This is a genomic window from Roseibacillus persicicus (assembly GCF_014651675.1).
Lineage (GTDB): Bacteria > Verrucomicrobiota > Verrucomicrobiia > Verrucomicrobiales > Akkermansiaceae > Roseibacillus > Roseibacillus persicicus.
On the sequence record NZ_BMXI01000008.1, the window covers coordinates 147,028 to 168,921 of the forward strand.

Annotated in this window: 14 protein-coding genes; 10 read left to right on the forward strand and 4 right to left on the reverse strand. The window is 56.5% G+C overall.

Translation table 11 applies throughout. The features are described from left to right. Nucleotides 1-29 precede the first annotated feature (29 nt). The 4 genes from IE099_RS10715 (at nucleotide 30) to IE099_RS10730 (ending at nucleotide 6,143) form a co-directional block, all read left to right on the forward strand. Nucleotides 30-1,745 (forward strand): sulfatase, encoded by a 1,716-nt coding sequence (locus tag IE099_RS10715; RefSeq protein WP_189569923.1) that lies wholly within the window; start codon nucleotides 30-32, stop codon nucleotides 1,743-1,745. An 89-nt stretch (nucleotides 1,746-1,834) separates the two neighbouring features. Then, entirely contained in the window at nucleotides 1,835-3,955 is a 2,121-nt protein-coding gene (locus tag IE099_RS10720; RefSeq protein WP_189569924.1) for a prolyl oligopeptidase family serine peptidase, read from the forward strand. Between the two features lie 115 nt (nucleotides 3,956-4,070). Beyond that, nucleotides 4,071-5,261, forward strand: a complete 1,191-nt coding sequence (locus tag IE099_RS10725; protein ID WP_189569925.1) for a hypothetical protein — start codon at nucleotides 4,071-4,073, stop codon at nucleotides 5,259-5,261. Nucleotides 5,262-5,330: 69 nt separating this feature from the next. After that, nucleotides 5,331-6,143, forward strand: a complete 813-nt coding sequence (locus tag IE099_RS10730; protein ID WP_189569926.1) for a DUF1194 domain-containing protein — start codon at nucleotides 5,331-5,333, stop codon at nucleotides 6,141-6,143. On the opposite strand, the gene IE099_RS10735 is transcribed toward IE099_RS10730, so the two are convergent. The 3 genes from IE099_RS10735 to IE099_RS10745 form a co-directional block, all read right to left on the reverse strand. Then, entirely contained in the window at nucleotides 6,140-8,776 is a 2,637-nt protein-coding gene (locus tag IE099_RS10735) for a CHAT domain-containing protein (protein WP_189569927.1), read from the reverse strand. The two genes, IE099_RS10730 and IE099_RS10735, sit on opposite strands and share 4 nt — an antisense overlap. Before the next feature lie 112 nt (nucleotides 8,777-8,888). Continuing rightward, nucleotides 8,889-10,799, reverse strand: a complete 1,911-nt coding sequence (locus tag IE099_RS10740; RefSeq protein WP_189569928.1) for an ankyrin repeat domain-containing protein — start codon at nucleotides 10,797-10,799, stop codon at nucleotides 8,889-8,891. A gap of 73 nt (nucleotides 10,800-10,872) precedes the next feature. Beyond that, complete coding sequence (locus IE099_RS10745; RefSeq protein WP_189569929.1) at nucleotides 10,873-12,105, reverse strand: LL-diaminopimelate aminotransferase; 1,233 nt, start codon at nucleotides 12,103-12,105, stop codon at nucleotides 10,873-10,875. Between the two features lie 158 nt (nucleotides 12,106-12,263). Here IE099_RS10745 and IE099_RS10750 point away from each other — a divergent pair, with 158 nt between their 5' ends. Then, nucleotides 12,264-12,773: an EF-hand domain-containing protein gene (locus IE099_RS10750; RefSeq protein ID WP_189569930.1), complete on the forward strand. Its 510-nt coding sequence runs from the start codon at nucleotides 12,264-12,266 to the stop codon at nucleotides 12,771-12,773. Between the two features lie 123 nt (nucleotides 12,774-12,896). Here the strand turns inward: IE099_RS10750 and IE099_RS10755 are convergent, their stop codons facing one another. Then, nucleotides 12,897-15,794, reverse strand: a complete 2,898-nt coding sequence (locus IE099_RS10755; RefSeq protein ID WP_189569931.1) for a plastocyanin/azurin family copper-binding protein — start codon at nucleotides 15,792-15,794, stop codon at nucleotides 12,897-12,899. A 305-nt stretch (nucleotides 15,795-16,099) separates the two neighbouring features. Here IE099_RS10755 and IE099_RS10760 point away from each other — a divergent pair, with 305 nt between their 5' ends. The 5 genes from IE099_RS10760 (at nucleotide 16,100) to IE099_RS10780 (ending at nucleotide 21,847) form a co-directional block, all read left to right on the forward strand. Next, nucleotides 16,100-16,639: a sigma-70 family RNA polymerase sigma factor gene (locus IE099_RS10760; protein ID WP_189569932.1), complete on the forward strand. Its 540-nt coding sequence runs from the start codon at nucleotides 16,100-16,102 to the stop codon at nucleotides 16,637-16,639. Next, on the forward strand, nucleotides 16,636-18,228 hold the full coding sequence (locus tag IE099_RS10765) for a LamG-like jellyroll fold domain-containing protein (protein ID WP_189569933.1): 1,593 nt from the start codon (nucleotides 16,636-16,638) through the stop codon (nucleotides 18,226-18,228). The genes IE099_RS10760 and IE099_RS10765 overlap by 4 nt, the downstream gene beginning before the upstream one ends. Before the next feature lie 26 nt (nucleotides 18,229-18,254). Further along, nucleotides 18,255-18,602, forward strand: coding sequence for a helix-turn-helix domain-containing protein (locus IE099_RS10770; RefSeq protein WP_189569934.1), 348 nt, complete (start codon nucleotides 18,255-18,257; stop codon nucleotides 18,600-18,602). Between the two features lie 86 nt (nucleotides 18,603-18,688). Continuing rightward, entirely contained in the window at nucleotides 18,689-19,507 is an 819-nt protein-coding gene (locus IE099_RS10775; RefSeq protein WP_189569935.1) for a hypothetical protein, read from the forward strand. A 111-nt stretch (nucleotides 19,508-19,618) separates the two neighbouring features. Beyond that, on the forward strand, nucleotides 19,619-21,847 hold the full coding sequence (locus IE099_RS10780; RefSeq protein ID WP_189569936.1) for a hypothetical protein: 2,229 nt from the start codon (nucleotides 19,619-19,621) through the stop codon (nucleotides 21,845-21,847). Nucleotides 21,848-21,894: the final 47 nt, after the last annotated feature.

Sequence of the window (21,894 nt, forward strand, 5' to 3'; positions counted from 1 at the left end):
GTATCCGGTGTCAGCCATCATCAGACCTCATGAAACTTTCCATTCTCCTGCTCACCCTTTCCGGTGCTTTGTTCTCATCTTTTGCGCAAGCGGAAGAGAAAAAGCCCAACGTCCTCTTCATCGCCCTCGATGATCTCAACGATTGGATTGGTTGCTTGGGTGGGCATCCGCAGACCATCACGCCAAACTTGGATCGACTGGCGGAGAGCGGACTGCTTTTCACCAATGCTCACTGTGCCGCTCCGGCTTGCAATGCCTCCCGCACCGCGATCTTCACTGGCCGCTCGCCTCATCGCAGTGGAGTTTACACCAATGCCCAAAAGCTGCGGGATGTCCTGCCCGATGATGTTCTGCTCTCCAAACATTTTTCGAACAATGGCTATTGGTCCACGGGCTCAGGCAAGATGTTGCACTACTTCATCGATGCCCAGTCCTGGGATGATTACTACCCCAAACGGGAAACCGAGATGCCCATCCCGGACACCTTGTATCCGGAAACCCGCCCCCTCAATTTGCCCAAAGCCGGGCCTTGGCAATACATCGAGACCGATTGGGGCCCTTTGGAAACCAGCGATGAAAAGTTCGGGGGCGATTACACCGTCAGTCAGTATGTCGGTGACTATCTTTCAAAGGAGCATGAAAAGCCCTTCTTCCTCGCCTGTGGGATCTATCGCCCCCATGAACCCTGGTTCGTGCCCGCGAAGTATTTCGAGAAGTTTCCCCTCGAGTCCATCCAGCTCCCCCCCGGCTATCGTTCCGACGACTTGGAGGACGTTCCGGCCTTGGGCCAGAAGGTTGCCCACAATCGCTACTTTCCTCACATCCAGAAGCATGACCAATGGAAGCAGGGGGTTCAGTCCTATTTGGCCTCCATTCATTTCGCGGATGCGATGCTGGGGCGCGTCTTGGATGCCTTGGAAAAAGGACCGAACAGCGACAATACCATTGTCGTTCTCTGGTCGGACCACGGCTGGCATTTGGGTGAAAAAGAGCATTGGCAGAAGTATACCGGTTGGCGTCAGTGCACCCGCGTGCCATTGATGATGAAAGTGCCCGCCTCTCTGTCGGCAGCTCTCCCCGAAGGCACTCCGGTGGGGGTCAAGTGCAACCAGCCTGCCAGCCTGCTCAGTCTCTATCCGACCTTGGTCGAGCTCTGTGGCTTGCCGGCCATGGACCAATGTGATGGCGAATCGCTCCTGCCTTTGCTCAAGGATGCCACCCTTCCCACCCCACCGGCGGCCACCTATCTCGATGATGCCAAGAGCCTTTCCCTCAGTGGAGAAAACTGGCGCTACATCCGCTACGGGGACGGCACCGAAGAGCTCTATGACATCGTCAATGATCCCTATGAATGGAAAAACCTCGCCCAGTCCGCTGAGCACCGCGATGAACTGGAAACCCTGAAGTCTTTCCTCCCCAAGACCATGGTTCCCAAGCCTCCGGTGAAGGTGAAGGATCTGCCCTCGCTCCGTTGGGTGCAAGTGACCGAAGCCTCTGACGTGCCGCCCTCAAAGCCTGACGGAAATCTGATGCGGTTGGTCTTCGTCAACGAGCGGTCGATGGAACTCATCATCAATCGCGTCGGTGAAGATGGGACACTCGAGACCAAAGGAAAAGTGGAAGGAAATGCCGAGCAGGAGCTCAAAGGGCGCCCGGGTTCAGTCTGGGTCATCACCACACTCGACAAGAAACTTGTCGGATACTTCCGGGCCGGTGACCGCGCTGCCAAAGGAGTGATCAAGTGAAGTGCCGGGGAGTCGAGAGCGGGAAAAAGGACCCACAAAATTGTCATAAAAGGGGAGACAGCGTCTGATCCGACCGTAGAGTTTTGCACATGATCCGAACGCTCCTCGCCTTCGCCCCGCTGACCCTTCTGGCAGAATCTGAAATGACTTTAACTTATCCTGACTCCCGGCCGGGCGATACGGTGGAGACTCTCCACGGTGTCGAGGTCGCCGATCCTTATCGCTGGCTCGAAGATCTCAATTCTTCAGAAACTGCTTCGTGGGTTGAAACCCAGAATGAGCTCACCGAAGACTATCTTTCGGAGATTCCGGGCGCGGAGACGATTAACAAACATCTCACCGAGCTCTGGAATTATGAACGCTTCGGGATGCCTTTCCATGAAGGGGACCGTTACTTCTATTCGAAAAACGACGGGCTGCAGAATCAGTCCGTTCTCTATACAACCTTGAGCCTGGAGGAAGAAGGGTCGGTTCTGATGGACCCCAACACTTTGTCTGAGGACGGGACGGTTGCTTTGGATGATTATTCAATCTCCGACGACGGCAAGCTGATGGCTTACTCCATTTCGCGTTCCGGTTCCGATTGGGTGGAGTGGAAGGTGCGGGACATTGCGACCGGCAAGGACCTGTCGGATCATCTCTTGTGGTCGAAGTTTTCGGGTGCCAATTGGTCGAAGGATGGCAAAGGTTTTTACTACGGCCGCTATGCCCCGCCAAAGGAGGGTGACGAGTTCACGGCCAAGAATACCGACAAGAAGATCTACTATCACCGCATCGGCGACGATCAGGAAGATGATGTCCTCGTCTACGAGCGTCCCGACCAACCTCTCTGGGGTCTCTCCGCTGGTGTCACCGATGACGGGCGCTATCTGATCTATTACATTTCGCAAGGCACCGATACCAAGAACGGCCTTTTCTATCAGGATCTCTCCCAACCGGATTCGCCGGTGGTCGAGCTCTTGGCCGATTTTGATGCATCGTATGGTTATGTGACGAATCTGGGGAGCACCTTTCTGGTGCGCACCGACCTCGACGCCCCCAAGCAACGCTTGGTCGCCATCGATTTGGAGAACCCCGCGCGTGAAAACTGGAAGACCGTCATTCCCGAAAGTGAAGCCACCCTGCGCTCGGTTTCGCACGTGGGCGGAATCTTGGTCGCGAGTTACATGAAGGACGCCCATAGCCAGATTCTGCGCTATGAGGAGGATGGAACCCTCCTTGGTGAAGTCGCTCTGCCAGGCTTGGGTAGCGCGGGCGGATTTCGCGGAAAGAAGGAGGCGAAGGAGACCTTCTACGCCTATTCTTCCTTCACCGATCCTGGCACCATCTTTCGCTACGATATTTCTAGTAATACCTCGACCATCTTCAAACGGCCCGAGTCCAAATTCGATCCGGCAAACTACGAGACCAGGCAGATTTTCTATTCATCAAAGGATGGCACCAAGGTCCCCATGTTCATTGTCCACAAGAAGGGGATTGAGCTCAATGGCCAGAACCCTACTTATCTCTATGCTTACGGTGGATTTAACATTTCGCTAACTCCCAGTTACTCGCCGGTAGTGATGACTTGGCTGGATATGGGCGGAGTCTATGCTTTGCCCAATCTACGGGGTGGCGGAGAGTATGGTGAGGACTGGCACCAGGGCGGGATGAAGCTTCGCAAGCAAAACGTCTTCGACGATTTCATCGCGGCTGCGGAATACCTCATCGAGGAAAACTACACCTCTTCCCCCAAGCTTGCGATTGCCGGAGGCTCCAATGGGGGTCTCCTCGTCGGTGCTTGTATGGTCCAAAGGCCTGATCTCTATGGCGCCTGTTTGCCTGCGGTGGGGGTGATGGATATGCTGCGCTTTCACAAGTTCACCATCGGTTGGGCCTGGCAGGCGGAATATGGCTCGCCCGACAACAAGGAGGAGTTCCTCGCGCTGAAGGCTTATTCGCCCTACCACAATTTGAAAAAAGGAGAGAACTATCCCGCGACCATGGTCACCACCTCCGACCACGATGATCGGGTGGTGCCTTCGCATTCTTTTAAATTCGCGGCCGCCCTGCAGGCAGCCAACGAAGGGCCCGATCCGATGTTGATTCGCATTGAGACCAAGTCTGGTCATGGCGCGGGCACGCCAACCTCCAAACGCATCGAGCAAGCCACCGACAAGTTTACTTTCCTGAGCAAGGAGCTGAACTTTGAGGTGAATCTGGACGAGTAAGCCCGGGGATTTCCAAAAACCTGCTGGAAAAGTAAAAACCGGATGCCATGCTCTCCGGTTGGTGCAGGTGATGGTTTGTTCTAGCTCAGCTTTTCTTCGTGGTGGCATCGTCTTGATGGCTGCCATCGCTACCGGGGAAGGGCAGACTCCTCTGTGCCCCAATATGCCGAGCGGACCAACCATCGTGGATCCCACGATGGCGAGTTGTATCTATGACGCCGCGAACGATGCGGCAGTCATCACCCTCAATGGCAATGCTGTTCTGGACTGGCGGCGGGTGCGTCTCACTCCGGAAAGTTCCCTGACCTTTAACTTCTCCTCCGACACCAATGGAGGAACGGTTCTCAACCGCTTGGCTCCTCTCAATCTTGGGCGGACCCATCAGTTCAATGGCACCCTGACTTCCAACGGACGAGTGGTGATTCTGAGTCCCAGTTCGGCCGTCAGCTTGTCGGGGGTTATTACGGCTGATGAACTCGTAGCAGTCGTTCACGAGGTGAACCCGGCGGGGGAGGCTGCTCTCTTGCAGGGCAATCAAGCGGTCGACTTTGCAATCGATTCGACTGCATCATCGACTAGCCGGTTGCTCACGGTTTCGAACGCTCAAATCACCTCCACAGGCGGAGATGTGGTGCTGGGAGCCGCGCGGGGAGTGACCATTGCCAATACCAGTTCCCGGCCGACGACGATCACCTCGGCGGAAGCAACCCGGGTCTTTGGCGGAAGTCGTATCAACTACGATCCTTCTAAAACAACTGGGGAAAAGATCACTCCCTTGCCGGGGAATGAGAACAGCTTCGTGAGCCATTCCGGCACCATCACGGCGGGTAGCGATGTCGAAATTCGTGCCAGTGAGAGCAGCCAGCTGCTGATTACCGGTCCCATCTCCGCCAACCATGGTCAGGGTCGAATCTTTCTTCGGGTCGATGACGGTCGCATCGACCTCAATCCCAATGCGAATCTAGCGGGGACCCTGGAGACCACGGGCACCTTCGCCTCCGCTCTCTTCGAAACCAACGAGGGCGATACCCCTGGCACTAGCAGTCCTTCCGTGGGACTCTTTCCTTCCCTGAGAAAGGAAAATGCGACCGACCGAAAGAGCAAACGGAGTGAACCCGTGAAAGTTTTTCAAGGAGCTCCGGTGACCGCCAGTGCCGAAGCCTCCCGCAAGTCGAAGCCGCCCAGCCAAGCCAACTCCCGCTCCGAACTGGCCAAGCAGAACCAGGGAAACAAGCGGGCGCTGGTCCAGCGGTCCGGCTTCTTTGGCCTGCGAAGCTCCCAAGCGCAGGAAAAGAAGTCGCGCTAGCAGACAAAATTGCGTTCATGACAAAATCCGATTGATTAATTTGTCATAATAATTAAGATGTCTTTAGTGATGAACTTTGGTCAATCCTCCTTCCCGCTCCGCCGTCTTTGGATTGCGGCCGTGGCGGCTTTCACTTTTGAGAAAGCCCACTCGCAGATTCAAGTGGATACCGAGATGGTGATTCTAGTCGATGCGCAGACCTATTCGCAATCCGACTTCAACCTCATTTTAGAAGGAGTCGCCCAATCCTTCGAAAGCCAGAACTTCATCAACGCGGTCGCCGCCGGACAGTATGGAAAGATTGCCGCGAGTGTGGTCCTCTTCAATTCGAATGGGGGAGAGACTGTCGGAGTACCTTGGATGGAACTCTCTTCCGCCAATGACTTGCAGGGCTTTGCCAGCACCGTGCGCGGTATGTCCAATCCCACTCCATGGGGGAATGCGAGCTACGCGAGTGCCATCACGACAGGCGCTGCTCAAATTGCCTCTTCCGCCTTCGCTGGCACTGTACGTCAGTTGTCGATCATCGACGATGGGACTGGCTTTTGGGCGGTCCAACCAGCTAACACCCAGACCGCGCGGGATACCGCTCTGGCTTCTTCCGTCGACGTCATTAATGCTCTCGTCTTTGACGTTCAGTATCAGGTCGCTACGGTGGAAAATTACTACAATAACAACGTCGTCAGTGGTGGCCCAAATGGAACTGTCACTGCAGTTGCAAGCCCCCAGGGAGGGGCCAAGCCCGCCTCGGATACCCAATCCATCCTGCTTGGGATTTCCAATACTCTCGCCGGCCCCACCGTCACCGCTGTTCCCGAGCCCAGCTCTGCTGCCCTTGCAATTTTGGCACTATCGTGGGGCATGCTCCGCCGTCGTCGCTAGTCCGAGGCCAGCAGTCGACGACGATTTCGGCGTCCGGCGATCCAAGTGAGAACCAGAGTCGTGAGGGCGAATACTGCAATCCACAGAAGGTAGCGCCACCAAAATACCTGGGAAGAGGTCTTGGCGGCAGCCGGTTTCGGTTGCACCTCCCGAATTGGGCCCCGATGGGTGATCAGGAAAGGGCCGTAGCGCAAAACAGCTTCTTCCAAGGCCGCATCATCACCCGGCAAGCCGCCATCCCGCCGCAACAGCTGGCTCTGCAGGCTCCAGAGAGTTTGACTGGGGCATTCTGTTCGCAAAGCCTCTTGATAAAAAGAAAACATGAAGTCGGCGGTCGATTCATCGGGAACTTGCCAAAGTGTGAGGAGAAGACTCTGTGCGCCGGCGAGTGCGAAGGCGCGTCGCAATCCAAGCACTCCCTCTCCAGCCAAAGGAGTTCCCAATCCGGTGTGGCAGGCCGACAAAGTCACGAGTCGAGTTTGCTCCAAAGGCAATTGCGCGATCTCGTAGGGATAGAGAATTCCATCGTCCCCGTCCTGAGGATGGGAGAGGGCGAGCCCTGACCGAAGCAGAATCTCGGGGTGCGCATCCAAGTCCGTCCACGCCGCTTCTTCACCGTCGGGATCGCGGAAAAATGCGTGGCTGGCCAAGTGGAGCACCGCTGCCCCGGGTTCCATGTTCCGGAGAAGTTCCTCCGGATGGGTGGGGTCGAGAAACTCGCGACTGCCTTCGGGAGCTATTGCCTTCAGGCTTTTCAACTCGTCAGGAACGAAGGGCAGGTCTCCTAAATCCTCGATGAACCAGGGAACATCTGGGTTCTGATCTCTCGTCTCGAATCGACTGATGCCCACCAGGTCCCAGCGTCCGCCTTGCAAGGTCTTGTAGGCCTTGCCGTCAAAGAGGTCGCGCCGTGATGAGACGAAGAGCACATTGCGAAACCGATCGCTGAAGAATTTTCCCTCGTCATCAAGAAGAACAGCGAAGGGGAGAAAGTGCAGGGAACCGTCCGGGGAGAAAACGAGTGTCTGGGTTTCGGCTGGCAACGCGGCGAGGACGGGCGCGAGAAAGAGTTCGTGGAGCTTGCGAAGGGTCGCTTCCATTCGAATCACAGGAGGCTCAACCTCTTGACCTCCAATGACGAGAGAGCGATAGCTCAATCTCTCGGACAGAGCCGTTAGCCAGCGCAGAAGAACACGTTCCTCTCCCAACGGAACGAAGCTGACTTCCCCGTTGGCCAACTCCACAACCGCTCCGTAGGCGGCAGTCCAACTGCCTGAGCTCGGCTTTCGATAGCGCACAAAGTCGACGAAAACCAGATTGCGACCCAAGTTTCCTTGATGAAAAGGGAATTCGCCCGTCTCCTGCTTGCTTGATATCAAGTTATCAAGCAGCCTTCCCTTGTTGTTGGCAAGTAGGCGGTGAAGAACATCCACTTCACCGGCGCAGGCCGGCAGGGAATAGAGATCGAAATGGGCGAGGAAGTTGAGTCTTTCACGTTCAGTACCTTCTGCAAGAAGATGCTGCAGCGTGGCTTCGGCTTCCAGACAGGCTGCGCGGGTTTCTTCCGATGCGAGGGAGGCGTTTCCAGAGAGAAGAGCGTTCCAGGCGAGATTCTGCTTCCACTCCGCCTGACGTTGGTGCCCCAGCTGCAGCCCGTCGATTTGGTTTGAAATCAGATTCAAGGCATGCCGTATTTCTCTTTCCGCCAAGACATAATCACCGTTTTTCATGGCCGCGAGCCCGATGTTGTTGTGGTAAGTCGCTAGCGAGGGATGGTCTGCTGGCAGCCATTGCTTGAGACGCTGCAAAGCCTCCTGAAAGGCTTCCAATGCCATCGCGGGTTCGGTGGAGAGAGCAAATTCACCCACTTTATTAAGAATCTCGGCCTCTCCGCGCGCCCGATGGAGGCTATCGGGCTGTTGCCGCAGGTGTTCGAGACTTTCCAAGAGGGAAGCCTCCGCTCCTGCCTGGTCTCCGGAGCGGAATTGGGCGAGTGCGAGAACATCGAGGTAGGAAGCCACGTCCAAACCCTCGACGGTGCGAGCGATTTCCAGCGAAGTGCGCCCATGCACAATGGCACGATGATAATTGCGAATAGTGAGAAGGTAGCGGGCGAGGTAGTGATGCCTCTGGGCCAGTAACTTGGGCTCGTTTTCAGGGGTGGCCTCGAGGGATGCGTTAAGGATTCTTCCACTTTCCTGATAGCTCCCCGCCGCAAGTAGGAGGAGGGCCAGATGATCCCGGGTGACCCCCAACCAGTAGGCGGAATCCGGTCCCTCGGCCTTTTCCCTCCAACTCAGGGCTTCCCGGAAGGCGGCTTCTGCCTTGGTCAACTGGCCGCTCTGTTGCTGGGCTCGGGCGAGCAGATCGAGAGCATTGGCCCGCACGCTTGGATCGACATCAAGAGAACTCAGGCCCCTTTCGGCGGCAGTGAGACTCTCAAGCGCTGCGGATTCCTCTCCAAGTGCAAGGTAGCACATTCCGAGGGCGAGCCGGGTGTTGGCAAGTTCCAGCGAGTCGTCGGACTCGGGTTGGGGCTCTGAATTCAATGCCTTTTCCCGCGATTGCAGCTCCATCACAGCCTCTTGGTATTCTCCTGCCTGATAGAGCTCGGCAGGACTTCTAGCTGTCACCAGAGAGACTGGCCACAGAAGTAGTGAAGCTGAAATGGCAGCGATTAGGCGCACGGAGGACCATGCTAGCCAGCAGGAAGGCGAAGTCGAGAGCGGCGCAGGTCGGAAGAGCCTAGTTCACGATAGTGACGGGGTCACCCAGGGAAAGCAGTTCCCAGAGCTTGCGCACATTACCGCCAGGGACGCGAATACATCCATGCGAGGCGGCATAGCCCGGGACATATCCTTGATGGAAACCGAAGTCGGAGCAGCTGAAGCGCTGGAAGTAGGGCATGGATGAGCCATAGATGGTCGAGTTCCAGTTGCGATAGCGGTTGGTTATCACGAATTCTCCCGTGCGCGTGCGGTGACCGGACTTTCCGGTGGAAACCCGCGTGGTATAAATCTGTTCGTCGCCCTCATAGACCCAAGCACGTTGCTTGGAGAGGTCCACCACTGCCCGGCGTCGGATCTGTGACGGTTCCCGGCCCAACAGAATTTGCATCATTGGCACATCCGAGCGTCGCGCGGCCCAGCTAATGGGCGCCCAGTAGTTGTAACGTCCCCCACGGGTGTAGACGTTGGGGTCGGCTCCATGGGCGAGCAACAATCGGGCTAGCTCGATGTCACCACTGTCGGCGGCCATTGCAATCGGAGTAAAGTTGCGGGTATGCCCGAGAGTGGATCGGGAGATGTTCTTGCTGGCGACATGCTGAAGAAAGTCGTCGGAGGGATAATTGTAGAATGGGCGATTCGGATCCGCCCCTTTCTCCAACATTAGCGCAACCAGGGGCCGGTCGAGCTTGGCTACCGCGAGATGGAAGGCTGTCTGACGTTCCCGAATGAGGGCATCAGGTAGAGCGCCTGCCTTCAACAAACGAAAGGCCGCCCAGCGATCGTCCTTACGAAGAGCCAGGCCCAGGGGAGTGTCATCCGAGAGGCGGCAAAGCGCGTTCGGGTCAGCTCCATTGGAAAGGAGAAAATCAACCAGATTCCGGTCGCCGTCCTCGATCGCGGTATACAGCAAGGTGGAGGGAGTAATGGAACCGTACTGAATCAGGAGAGTTGCGAACTCATAGTCCCGCATTTCCAAGGCATATTCGATGGGCAACTTGCCTTCGGGGCCAGGTGAATTCGGATTGGCACCCAGGCTGAGAAGCTCCCGCAGACTGAGAGGGTCGCGGTGCATCACCGCGAGGTGAATAGGGCGGGCGCCACTGTCATCAGCGGCATCGAGGGAAACTCCTTGCTGAAAAAGCGGCTTGAGCACGTCGAAGGAACCGCTGCCGATTGCAATGTGGACGGGGCTTTCTCCGTATTGGTTGGTGGCGGATAGATCCGCTCCGCGATTGGCCAGAATCTCGATCAGTTCGGGCTCTCCGGCTTCAGCCGCTACGTGGGAAAGATGGATTTGCTCGTCGTCCTCCAGGTGTTCGGCTCCGCCAAAGGAAGCGCCGCGATCAATGAGGTCCTTCACCAACCAAACCAATCCCTGGCGTGCCGCGATTTCAACGAGGCGGTTGCCTTCGGAATCCTCGGAATTGATTTGGGCGCCATTCTCCAACAGAAGTTGGGTTGCCGCGCTTCGACCCTCGGCCGCGCATTCCGCAATCAAGGTGCCGCCGCCAGGAAGAAAGACATTCGGGGAAGCCCCTCGCTTGAGAAGTTCTCCCACCAGCCAGATTTCGTCCGCGCGCGCGGCGTGAACCAAGGCATTGAGGCCGGTCTCGTCCTTAGGAAGAGAGGTGGCTTTCTCAGGCAAAAGTTCCCAGGCAACCCGGGTGCTGTTGGTTCGGGCCGCAACCATCAGGGGAGTACGGCCCGCCTCGTCCAAGCTTCTTTGGCCGGACTTCACCCGTAAGATCCCAAGCGCAAGCTCTTCGTTTTGGCTCTCTAGAGCACTAAAGAGGGCAAGTGGGGACTTGGCCGCAGCTTCCTTGGCCTGAAGCGAAGCCTCGTGATCTGGATCGGAGACACAGCCGGTCAGCAGGGTCAGCCCTGCCGCCAGAGACAGAAAAAGAGGGGGTTTTCTGTTTTGTTTCATATCCCGTGCCTGCTTAGCGACTATTTTGACAAAATTCAATCACAGTCGTTCAAAAGCGCGGGAATTTTTATAATTATCCCAAATTCTTCTTAATCCGTTCGCAAACTTCGATTGCATTTTCGCGGGAGTTGAAGGCCGAGATGCGGAAGTAACCCGCACCCGCGGCACCGAATCCGGAACCGGGTGTGATCACCACTTGGGCCTCGTCCAACATGCGGTCGAACATTTCCCAGCTGCTCACGCCCTCGGGACAGGCGACCCAGACATAGGGAGCATTTTCGCCGCCGTAGACGGAGAGGCCGATGCTTTCGCAGGCTTCGCGCAGGAGGCGCGCGTTTTCCATGTAGTGGGTGATCAATTCGCTGACCTGCGCCTTGCCTTCCTCGCTGTAAAGAGCTTCCGCGCCCCGCTGGACGGGATAGCTGGCGCCATTGAACTTGGTGGAGGTGCGACGGGACCAGAGGTCGCGCACGGAGATTTTCTTTCCGGTTTCGGTCGTTCCAAAGACAGTCTTGGGAGCGACTACCCAACCGCAACGGACGCCAGTGAAGCCGCCGTTCTTGGAGAAAGAGCGGAACTCGAGAGCGCATTCGTGGGCTCCTTCGATCTCGTAGATCGAGCGGGGGACCTCAGGGTCCTGGATGAAGGCCTCGTAGGCGGCGTCGAAGAGAATGATGGCGTCGTGCTTGCGCGCATACTCGACCCAAGCGGTCAGCTGCTCGCGAGTGGCGGAAGCACCGGTGGGGTTGTTGGGGTAGCAGAGGTAGATCAGGTCGACGGGCTCCTCGGGAATGGCGGGGACGAAGTTGTTTTCCGCATTGCAGGGGAGATAGACGAGCCCCTCGTAACGACCGTCTTCATCGGCTTCGCCGGTGTTGCCAATCATCACATTGGTGTCGACATAGACGGGGTAAACGGGGTCGGTGATCGCGATGCGGTTGTTTGGTCCCAGGATATCGAGGATGTTGCCCGAGTCGCACTTGGAGCCATCGGAGACAAAGATTTCGTCCGCGCCGATTCCGACTTTGGAGTAATTATTCTCCACAATGGACTCCCGCAAAAAGTCGTAACCTTGCTCGGGACCGTAGCCGCGGAAAGTGTCGCGGGAGCCGAGCTCGTCGACTGCCGCCTTCATCGCATTGCGCGCCGCTTCGGGGAGGGGCTCGGTGACGTCGCCGATACCGCAACGGATCAGACGGGCTGCCTTTTCAGGATTGGCCTCGTTGAAGGCCTTCACCCGGCGGGCGATTTCAGGGAAAAGGTAACCAGCTTTCAGCTTCAGGAAGTTTTCGTTAATGCGAGCCATGATGGCGATGGCATAGCGGGAAGTGGCCGTCTCGCCAAAGAAAAATCGAACGGAGTGAAGGCAACTTTACAAACTCTTAACCAGAAAGGGCCCCCACTGACATCAAATCCAAATCTAGCGCAGGCACTTTGTCGTCGTAATCCAACCAAACGAAAAATATGAAAGCGACAATCCTGATTCTGATGGCCGGCAGCGGCATCCTTCTCGCACAAGACCAACCAGGTCAAGGGCCCCCACCGCGACCCAAGTCTCCGGTTTTCGAGGCCCTCGATGTCGATAAGGACGGCGCGCTCTCTGCGGAAGAAATCACCAATGCCTCCGAGATTCTGGCCTCACTCGATACCGATGACAACGGGCGGCTTTCCGAGGAAGAGACGGCCCCGCCTAAGCCCGAGGGCGATGATAAGGAAAAAGAAAAACCCCGTCGCGGCGGTCCTCCTCCGGTCGATCCGGTCATGGCTTCCTTAGACCAGAATGGTGATGGGACTCTTTCCAAACGAGAGATCGCAAGGGCGACCAAGTCCTTGCTCGAACTGGACGAAGACGAAAGTGGCAAGCTCGAGGAAGAGGAGATGAAGCCTGACGAGTCCACTGGCGGCCCTGGTGGTGAAGAAGGAGGTCCCGGAGGGGGAGGACGTCCTCCCCATCCTCCTCGTGGCGGCCGTTAGTCGAAACGATTCTGGAATTTGTTATTCATCCCGTAACCCACATAGCAAAAAAGACCCCGAAACCGCACTCCGGGAGGAGTGCGGTTTTTCAATTTGGGAGGGAAAGCGGTTTCCGCTTTCGGATCACTCGCTGACGGTCATCACTCCCTGCATGACCTGCCAGTGGCCGGGGAAAGTGCAGATGTAGCGATAGTCGCCGGGCTCGCTTGGCGCCTCGAAGTAGATGGTCTGCTCGGAGCTGGGATCGATGACGGAGGTGTGGGCCACCACGTTCTTTTGCTGTTCGTCCTCCAGATAGGATTTCGCCTGGGCTTCGGGATCGTTGAGCATCTTGAACGAGGCTTCTCCCACCAACTTCTCGGTACCGACCTGGGTGAGCACCCAGTTGTGAGGCATGACGTCGGGGTTGCGCAGCGTCACCGCCAGCTTTTCTCCCGGGCGAGCTCGAAAAGCATTGGGCGTGAATTGCAGCCCCTCCTTGGTCTCGATCAAAATGCGAGTGGCGTCACCCCAGGTTTCGTCCGGTGGTGTCAAAGAGCCTTTCGTCCGGGGAGGCTTCGCACCCTTGATGCGCGCGACGAGGCGAGTGGTCTCTTTGAATGGAACTTCCTGCATTCCTTCGAACCGGGTGGCTTCGTCAAACTCGATGATGGTGGGGAAGAGGTCGCTTTTGAACTCCTGACCTGCTGCTGTCTTCAGCTTCATATAAACATGCATCTGCATCACTGGAGCGAGCTCGGGGATTTCGAGAAACACAGTGCGTCCATCTTCTAACAAGCGGGCGGAGGCAACTTCGACCCGATCGTGACCAAGCTTTCCAGGCTCCTTGACCGAGAACTCGGGCGACCCATAGCGGGAGGCATATTCGTAGTTCCATTGTTGCACGAAGTAGTTCGAGAGCTCCTCCACACTCGTCGCATCCAGGGTCTCATTGAAGCGGATGTGGAGTCCATTGGCCACAGCTTGGAAGGAGTCGGGCAAAACCATCGCCTTGCCCGTGTAGCGAATCCGTCCGAAGCATCCCGACTGCATCGCGTAGTCTCCCCAACCATCGGTGCCGACGGTGTAGACCTGCCCATCGGTGGGGGAGGTAACAGCTCGCACCAGCCCTGCGGGAAAGTCTCCGGGCAGGGGAACTGTGGCGGCCTGACCGTGGAGGCCGGAATCGAACAACACGCGATAGTGGTTGCCGCTCCCGTAGCTCAATCCAATGACCGAATCGCTCAAGGGTCCCCACCGCTCATCTTTGATGGTGAGAAAACCACCCGTCGAGTTATCCACTCCCCGGGGGATGTAGCAGAGAGGCAGCGAGACCGAATCGACCTTTTTGCGACCGGGCTCGAAGCCATAGAAGCCGCCCTGTTGGGGTCGGATAATCATGGAGGCCGGGGTCCAGTCCCCCTCTTGGGGAGCAGCCAAGATGGTGAACTCGTCATCCAGGGTGGTCGACCCGAAGCCCATGCAATTGCGAACTCCAGTGGCGATCACTTCCACCTCGCGGGTGTCTTTGTCGATGCGGGCAATCGCGTATTCGTAGATGAGGTAGAAGTTGCCCTCGTCGTCTTTTTCCAGTCCATAGATGTGCGGGTGACCGTGGTCGTCGAGGTACTTGTTGCTCCAGTTTTCATGAAAATCCGCTTCGCCATTTCCATCTAGGTCGTGGAGGCGGGTGATCTGTTGTTTGCCGCAGACGAAAAGCTCGTTGTCGATGATCTGCAGGCCAAAGGGAATGGCGATGCCGGTGGCGAAGCGCTTCCACTTCACCTCGGAGAGGTCGGCGTCCAATCCCGAGACCGTCCAGATGTCACCCATCAGCGTGGAGACCGCAGCGGTTCCGTCATCGTAGAAAGCCACTCCCGAAAACATCATCAGGGAGCGGTAAGGATTTTCGAAAGGGACGGGAATGGTATCGATGGCGTAAGCTCCACTCTCGTCCCCGAGCTCGCCATTCAAGGTGATGGTCTCCGGCCATTGCGGCTTTTCCTCCAAAGCCTTGTTCGGGATGCGAAGGGGAGTCTCCGTGATTGTCTGCTTGGCGAGATCGAGGTCCGCGTTGGCGCCGCTCCAGATGGAAATTCGGATGAGACCCGCGTCCTTTTGCTCGCCTAGTTGCAGCGAGACAAGGCCGCTCTCATCGCGCGTCAGGGCCGTGTCCGCGATCTCTCCGCTGATTGTCACCAGAGTGGTCTGCGTTCCCTTCTGGTAGACGCCGTCCTCTAACACCTCGCAGTCAGCTGGCGTCTGAACAAGTGGAAAGACCGAAACTGGCACCCCTTGCGGAAAGCTCATCGTGCGGGTGAAGACCGAACCGGCTTCGTCGCCGAGCACGATGGTGCCTGGACGATCGAGAACCGGCTTCTCTTCATAATCGTAGTCAAAGACCACCTCGCTCCCAGCGCGATAGTAGCCTCGATAGACGGGGAGGTTCGTGTCGCCGGGATAGGCCGCAGGCTTGTAGTGGAAAAGAGTCCGGCCCCCCGCCTGCGTGCCCCGAGCCAGGCCCCAGCGGAAAGGATTGATTTTGAGAAACTGCTTGGAGCTGTCCCAAATCACCGGATAGCTCAGCGTGACGGGATCGAAGCAGGCCGCGATGAGACCCTCCTCACCCAGACGCACATTGACTCCCTTCAGAGCGCCCACTCCGGAGGCATGGAGGGGGGCTCCAACAACGGTGCCGACCTCCATCCGGTTCCAATCATCATTCTTATAATTGTTCTGGTTATACTTTCCCCAATGCCCGAACTCTCCCCGGTCCAGACCGGGAAAGGCAGGCAAGAGATCGGGCACCTCTTCGGGAGCCATCGCGAGGTAATACTCCGCCTGTCGACGATAGAAATCATAGACGCGCTCCGAGTTCACGGCAGCGTCGGAGTAGCGATGTTCAGCCCGCGAGCCCTCCGAACGCACGTAGGGATGAACGTCCTTGCGGGCGATATTGAGCTCGGCCGCGGGAAGCGAAACCAGCAGCGCGGGAAGGGCCAACCCGAAGGCAGCCGCACGAAAAGGGGAAGCATTTATCACACAACCGAACTGCCCAACTCCCAGAAACCTGACCCGAAATTTCCCTGAATCTATCGAAAAAAGCGAGCGAAGAGATGTCCCTGAGCGCCTGGTCACTTTCCCCACGCTTAGTCGCATTTCTCCCTTCCGCGAAGACCTCAACTTCGTATCATAGCCGGTTTCGTTGCCGGAGATTTCAGTCCATTTCAGGTCCAGTGCCCATCGGCAAGAGAGCGCTTCGCAAAAGTTTTTTCGAAAAAATGCGTAGAAAGTGACACCGTTGCCTCTCGCGGTGGACAAGAGATGATAGGCACCACCGATCTCCCTTGACCAAACGACCTCCAGAACCAGACGAAGCCTTCGTGACCCTGCTCACTGGCAACCAGTCCCAGCTCTTGGGATACATCATGGCGTCGGTGGCGAACTCGAATGACAGCCAGGATATTCTCCAAAAGACCAACATTCAGCTGTGGAGAAATCATGAGTCCTACGACTCCTCGCGGCCCTTCTTGCCTTGGGCCCTCACCCTGGCGCGCTTTCAGATTTTGTCTTTCTATCGGGATCGGCAAAGAGACCGTCTCATCTTCGACGCCGACGTTCTGGAAAGTCTCCAAACCGTGACCGAAGAACGGATCCAAAGTGTCCCCCGCCGGCAGGAAGCTCTCCGCTCTTGTCTGGTCAAGCTCAAGGATGAGCAGCGCACCATTCTGTCTCTCTACTACGCGCATCGTAAGTCCATCGAGCAGATTTCCCTTAGCTGCAATCGCTCTATTGATGGAGTGAAAAGCCTCCTCCTCCGAATTCGCAAGAACCTGAAGGAGTGCATCGATACCCGCATGAATACCTCGCCGGAGTCCCAATCATGAGCAACGACCATCCTGAGTTTGACGAGCTTGACCGCCTCTTGGCCTTGGCTGATGAAGAGGAGTTGTCCGTGGAGCAGCGCGACCGCCTCAATCAAATCCTTCGGGAAAGTGTGACCGCAGTCGAGTATGCTTCGGACAAACTGGTGACCGAGGCCTTGTTGCGCAACGAGCTTCTCTCCGATGCAACGGGCGATCTGCTGGGGATGCCGCAGAGCTTTCTACCTCCCGAAGGCGCTGAAAATCTTGTCTCGCCTCGATTTGGAAAAAGACGCGCTCTCCTCGCCGTCGCGGCAGCGGTGGTCTTCGCAAGTCTCCTTGGCTTTCTTCTGCAAAAGAAATCATCGCCCGTTCAAGTGGCGGATAGCGCGAAGCCGGCCACCCAGGCTCTCGCCAGAATGATTAACCAGCTCGACACTCGCTTCGCCCCCAACCTCGCCCCGGAAGGAGACGAGTTCGAAGTGGGTCGCTACGAGTTGCAGGAAGGCATCGCCGAGCTGGAGTTTCGCACCGGAGCCAAGTTCGTGGTGGAGGGGCCCGCCGATTTCACCATCAAGAACGATATGCATGTCTTTCTCACCGAGGGGCGGATTCGCGCCCGCATTTCCGACCGCGCGACCGGCTTCCGCATCGATGCCCCTGAGGTTGACGTGGTCGACCTCGGCACCGAGTTTGGGATCGCGGTCAACCCGGACCAGAAGACGGAGGTTCATGTCTTCTCGGGGGAAGTGGAATTGCACGAAGAGGGTTCCAAGGAAGCGCGGCTCGTTCGGGAAGGGTATGCCGCGGGCTGGGAAGAAGGCTCGGCAGCGGTGGTTTTGACTCAACCTCGCGAGGAGGAATTCCGGACCGCTAAGGACATCTCGCAAACTCTCGGCCGTCAGCTCACTGACAGGCTACTCGCCGATGGGGAAATGGTCGCGTTCTACGACTTCCAACCTGACGAGTCATCCAGCGGAAGACTGGTGAATCGCGCGAATCCGCAAGCGGTCAATGGTCGCATTCATGGCGCCACCTGGGTGCGGGGCAGGCAGCCGAACAGCAGTGCTCTCCTTTTTGAGAATGTGGGCGACCGGGTCTTTCTCGAGATTGATGGTGAGTTCCCGGAGTTTACCCTCTCGACCTGGTTGAAGGTGGAACGGTTCGATAGTTATATCACCGCCATTTTCAATACCGATAACTATGAACGACACGAACATCACTGGCAGTTGCTGGATGATGGTGCGGTTCAGGGGTCTCAGTTGGGAAAGAATCCCAGTTTGAATTCACCGGAAATATATCGAATCAAAAGTGAAGAAGATACGGTTCCAATCGGTAGATGGACCCATCTCGCGGCTACCTTTAGTATCTCCTCAGGAGATGTCAGATATTATGTAGATGGCCGTTTGGTGGCAGAGACCGTGATCGACCCGGATTGTCCGGTCCGTTTTGGGAAATGTAACATCGGTCATTGGGGTTCGCCAGCAGGACCGAGCTGGCCCAAGCAGCGAAATTTCTGCGGTCGAATCGACGAATTCTTCTTGCTCCGGCGGGCGATGAGTAGTGAGGAGATTGCTGAAATTCATCAACTGGGAAGGCCGGCCAAGTGGTAGAAAATCCCCAGAAAGAAAGGGAAAGAGTGGCTTTCTCTCTCCTGACCCGCCGGGCTTTGGTCGTTATCCGCAACAACCATCCCTGCGAATCATTTAGTGTGGAAAGCCTGGCTCGCAGCTGTGGAGTTTCGCGTCGGGTTCTTGAACGACAGTTTCGCAAAGACCTGAGGGAATCGCCTCTCGGAATCATCAACCAGTTCCGCATCAATCGGGCGAAGCACCTGCTGATTACGACCTCATCTGCAATTACTGAAATTGCAGAAGATATTGGTTTTGCGGATGTGAAAAGCTTGAGGCATCACTTTCGAAAGATAGTTGGAACGACGCCCGGAATCTGGCGGAGAGAGCAAAAGTCGCAAATCTCCCTTACATAACTTTTCCTGCGTATCCTAGGATACTGGCGAATGGTGAAGAAGGTAGAATCCCTTCCGAACCATGAACTTAAATCCTAAGAAAACGCATGAAAAACTCTAGCCTACTTACCCTAACTGCAATCGGGACATATACTTCTATTTCGAGTGCAGCAACCACCACCCTCATTAGTCCAACCCTCAATAACGGAGGGTTCGAGGTCGCCCTCGGCGGCACGGTTCTCTCTGGAGGGTCCAGTGGTGATGGCAATTCCAATGCCGCTACTGATCGCTTCGCCGCTAATAATGGCACCATTAAAGTCCCTGGTTGGACCATTTCCACCGGAGGATTTTCAGGATTGGATGGCTCTCAAATCAACGACTTCACCACCCCTGCGCCAGCTAACGGACAAGACGCCGCACCCAATCGGGGTCGGGGCGAATCACGCCGGGTCTTCCTCATCAATGACCGGGTGGAATCGACCGCCTTGTCGGACGACTTGACCAGTGGTTTGGGGGGAGATCTTTTTCAGCTGAGTCTCTGGACCGGGTCCAACGACCTTGGGGCGACGCACTTCACTCTCGATGCCTCCATTGTCTTCGACGCTGGCCTTCCTTCCGAACAAACCGTTGGATTCCAAAGTATCTCTCACACGATTTCCGATGCTCCCAACGGGCAGTTGGCTGATAACGTCACCAATGGCTTTATCGAGCGAGACAATGCCGCGTTCGGTTCGGTTGCTGCGCCCGCTGACTATTCAACAGCCCAGCTTGTTCTCGATGTGGACAACAACAATTCCAACGGTGCGAATCAGTCGGATCAAGTCTACATCGATGATGTGACCCTGACCGTCACCAGCATTCCCGAGCCCTCCTCGGCCCTACTGAGTCTCTTGGCTCTTCCTTTCGTTCTCCGCCGTCGCCGATAGCGCCGAGGGGAAAAAATTCTTTCCGTTGAGCAACCGGCCCCCAAAGAAGCCCCCCAAGTGATTGATGGGCCTCTTGGTGGGAATTGGCACTCACAACATTTTATATTCAGTATGAAAAACCATCTATTTACGATTCCTGCCCTAATGTGTTCGGGCATCACCGTGGCTTTGGCCCAAGTTCCAGTAATCAGCCCTACCCTGAACAATGGGGGATTTGAAAGCGAGCTTCTGGACGGAAACCTTGGCATGCGGACCGGCTCTACGAGCGGGAATGGCACCACCGACGACCGCTTTGCGGTTAGCAATGGCACCATCACTATCGATGGCTGGACTCTCGACTCGACCGGTTTCGGAGGCTTGGATGGCTCCCAGGTTAATGACTTTACCGACCCGCCCCCGGCCAACGGTCAGGATAGCTCTCCCAACCGGGGGCTTCTCGATAGCCGGCGCGTTCTTCTGGTGAACAATGCGGTGGAGGTAGAAGCACTCTCGGAAGACGTCGGTAGCGGATTTCGGGGAGATGTCTTTCGACTGAGTCTCTGGACCGGAGCGAACAAGACAAGCGACAATCACTTTTCCGTAGCTCCTGCGATTCTCTTTGATGCTGGTTTGGCGAGCGAAGAGCTGGTGCCCTTTACCATCGTCAATCACACCGAAAACGATGCTCCCGAGGGGACCCTTGCGGACAACGTGACCACTGGGTTCATCTTGAGGGACGAGTCGGCTTTCGGGTCCGTCCTGGCTCCTGCCGCTTATACCACGGCTCAACTGAGTATTCTCGTCGATAACAATGGTTCGGACGGTGCCAACGAGGGGGACCAGGTCTATCTCGATGATGTCACCTTGACTCTGACCCAACCCATTCTCGATCCCAATGCGGATGAAGACTCGGACAACCTGACCAATGAAGAAGAAATCAATGGCTTGCTGAATCCCTACGATAGTGAAGGGAACTTCGTTGGGGTCGGCAATGGCGGGGCTCCAACCGACCCCTTGACGGCGGACTCCGATGGGGACGGAATCGAAGATGGAGATGAGGTGTCTCCCTCCTTGGGAGGTGGTTATGTCACCGATCCGAACCGGAAGGATACCGACGATGATACCATTGAGGATGGGGATGAGGTTGACGCCGCAATCGGCAGTGCCAATCTCACCGACCCGACAAAGGAAGATACCGATGATGATGATCTCCCTGACTGGTGGGAGAATGACAACGGGTTGGACCCCACTTCGAGCATCGGGGTCGATGGCGCGGATGGGGATCGCGAGCCCGATGGTCTCGACAATCTGTTCGAGTTTGATGAAGGAACTGATCCCAACAATCCGGATACCGACGGAGATGGAGTGACCGACGGGGTCGAACTGAATGACGACGGGACCGATCCGCTCGATCCCGATGCGGATCACGATCGCCTGAACGATGGCGCGGAAAAGGCGGCTGGATCCGATCCTTTTGAGCAAGATACGGACCGGGATGAGTTTTCGGATTCGATCGAGGTCAACGTCTTCGGCACCGACCCCAATGATGAGAACGATGTTCCCACGCCGACGATCCTGATGGATTTCTCCATCTCCAACGGTTCGTTCGAGGACACCACGGGTGGCACCAATCCCTCCAATCCCGCGTCCGCGACTACTCGCTTCGCAGCGGGTCAGGCGGGGCAAGTCGCAACCCTCCCCGGGTGGTCAGCGCGCAGCGTGGACGGCTTCATCGGATTCGATAGCTCCTCGGTTGCCTACGATGGTTCTTTCTATGGATTCGTGAATGATGATTCCGTGGGCGAATTCCAATCCGCCCCCATCGCCCATGGGGTGACTCCTGGCGAGGTCTTCCATCTCCAACTGAATACCACAAACAATCAGTCGAATGGGTCCTCGCAATACACCGTCTCCCTCATTTTCGACAATGGCACCCCGATCGAGATTGGCGCCTTCGAGCATGCGGAAGAAGAGTTGAACGAATACTATGAACGTTATTTGAGCTATCAGGCCACCACCACTGCTTCGGAGGTTGCGGTGCTGATTGAAAGTGACAACTCCGATGGTGGGGACGACCAACCTCGTTTCGACTTGGTCCGTCTCTACGCGGAGCCTGGAGTTCTTGCCGCTGATCTCGAAATTACTGGGATTTCGGTATCGGGTGGAACCGTTGCGTTGACCTTTTCGGGCGAGCCCTCGACGACCTATACTTTGAAGTCGAGCCAAGACCTGACCGGGTTCGTGACCACCGTCGTGCCAACCGGAGGCTCGCTCACCACCGATGCCAGCGGGCAAGGTTCGGTCGAATTCGATTATGAGCCGGGCAGACTCTTTGTCCGCCTCGAAGAATTGTCAGAGTAGCTTACGTCTTGTGGTAGGACCGTGTAGGGAAGGCGGCTTCGTGGAGA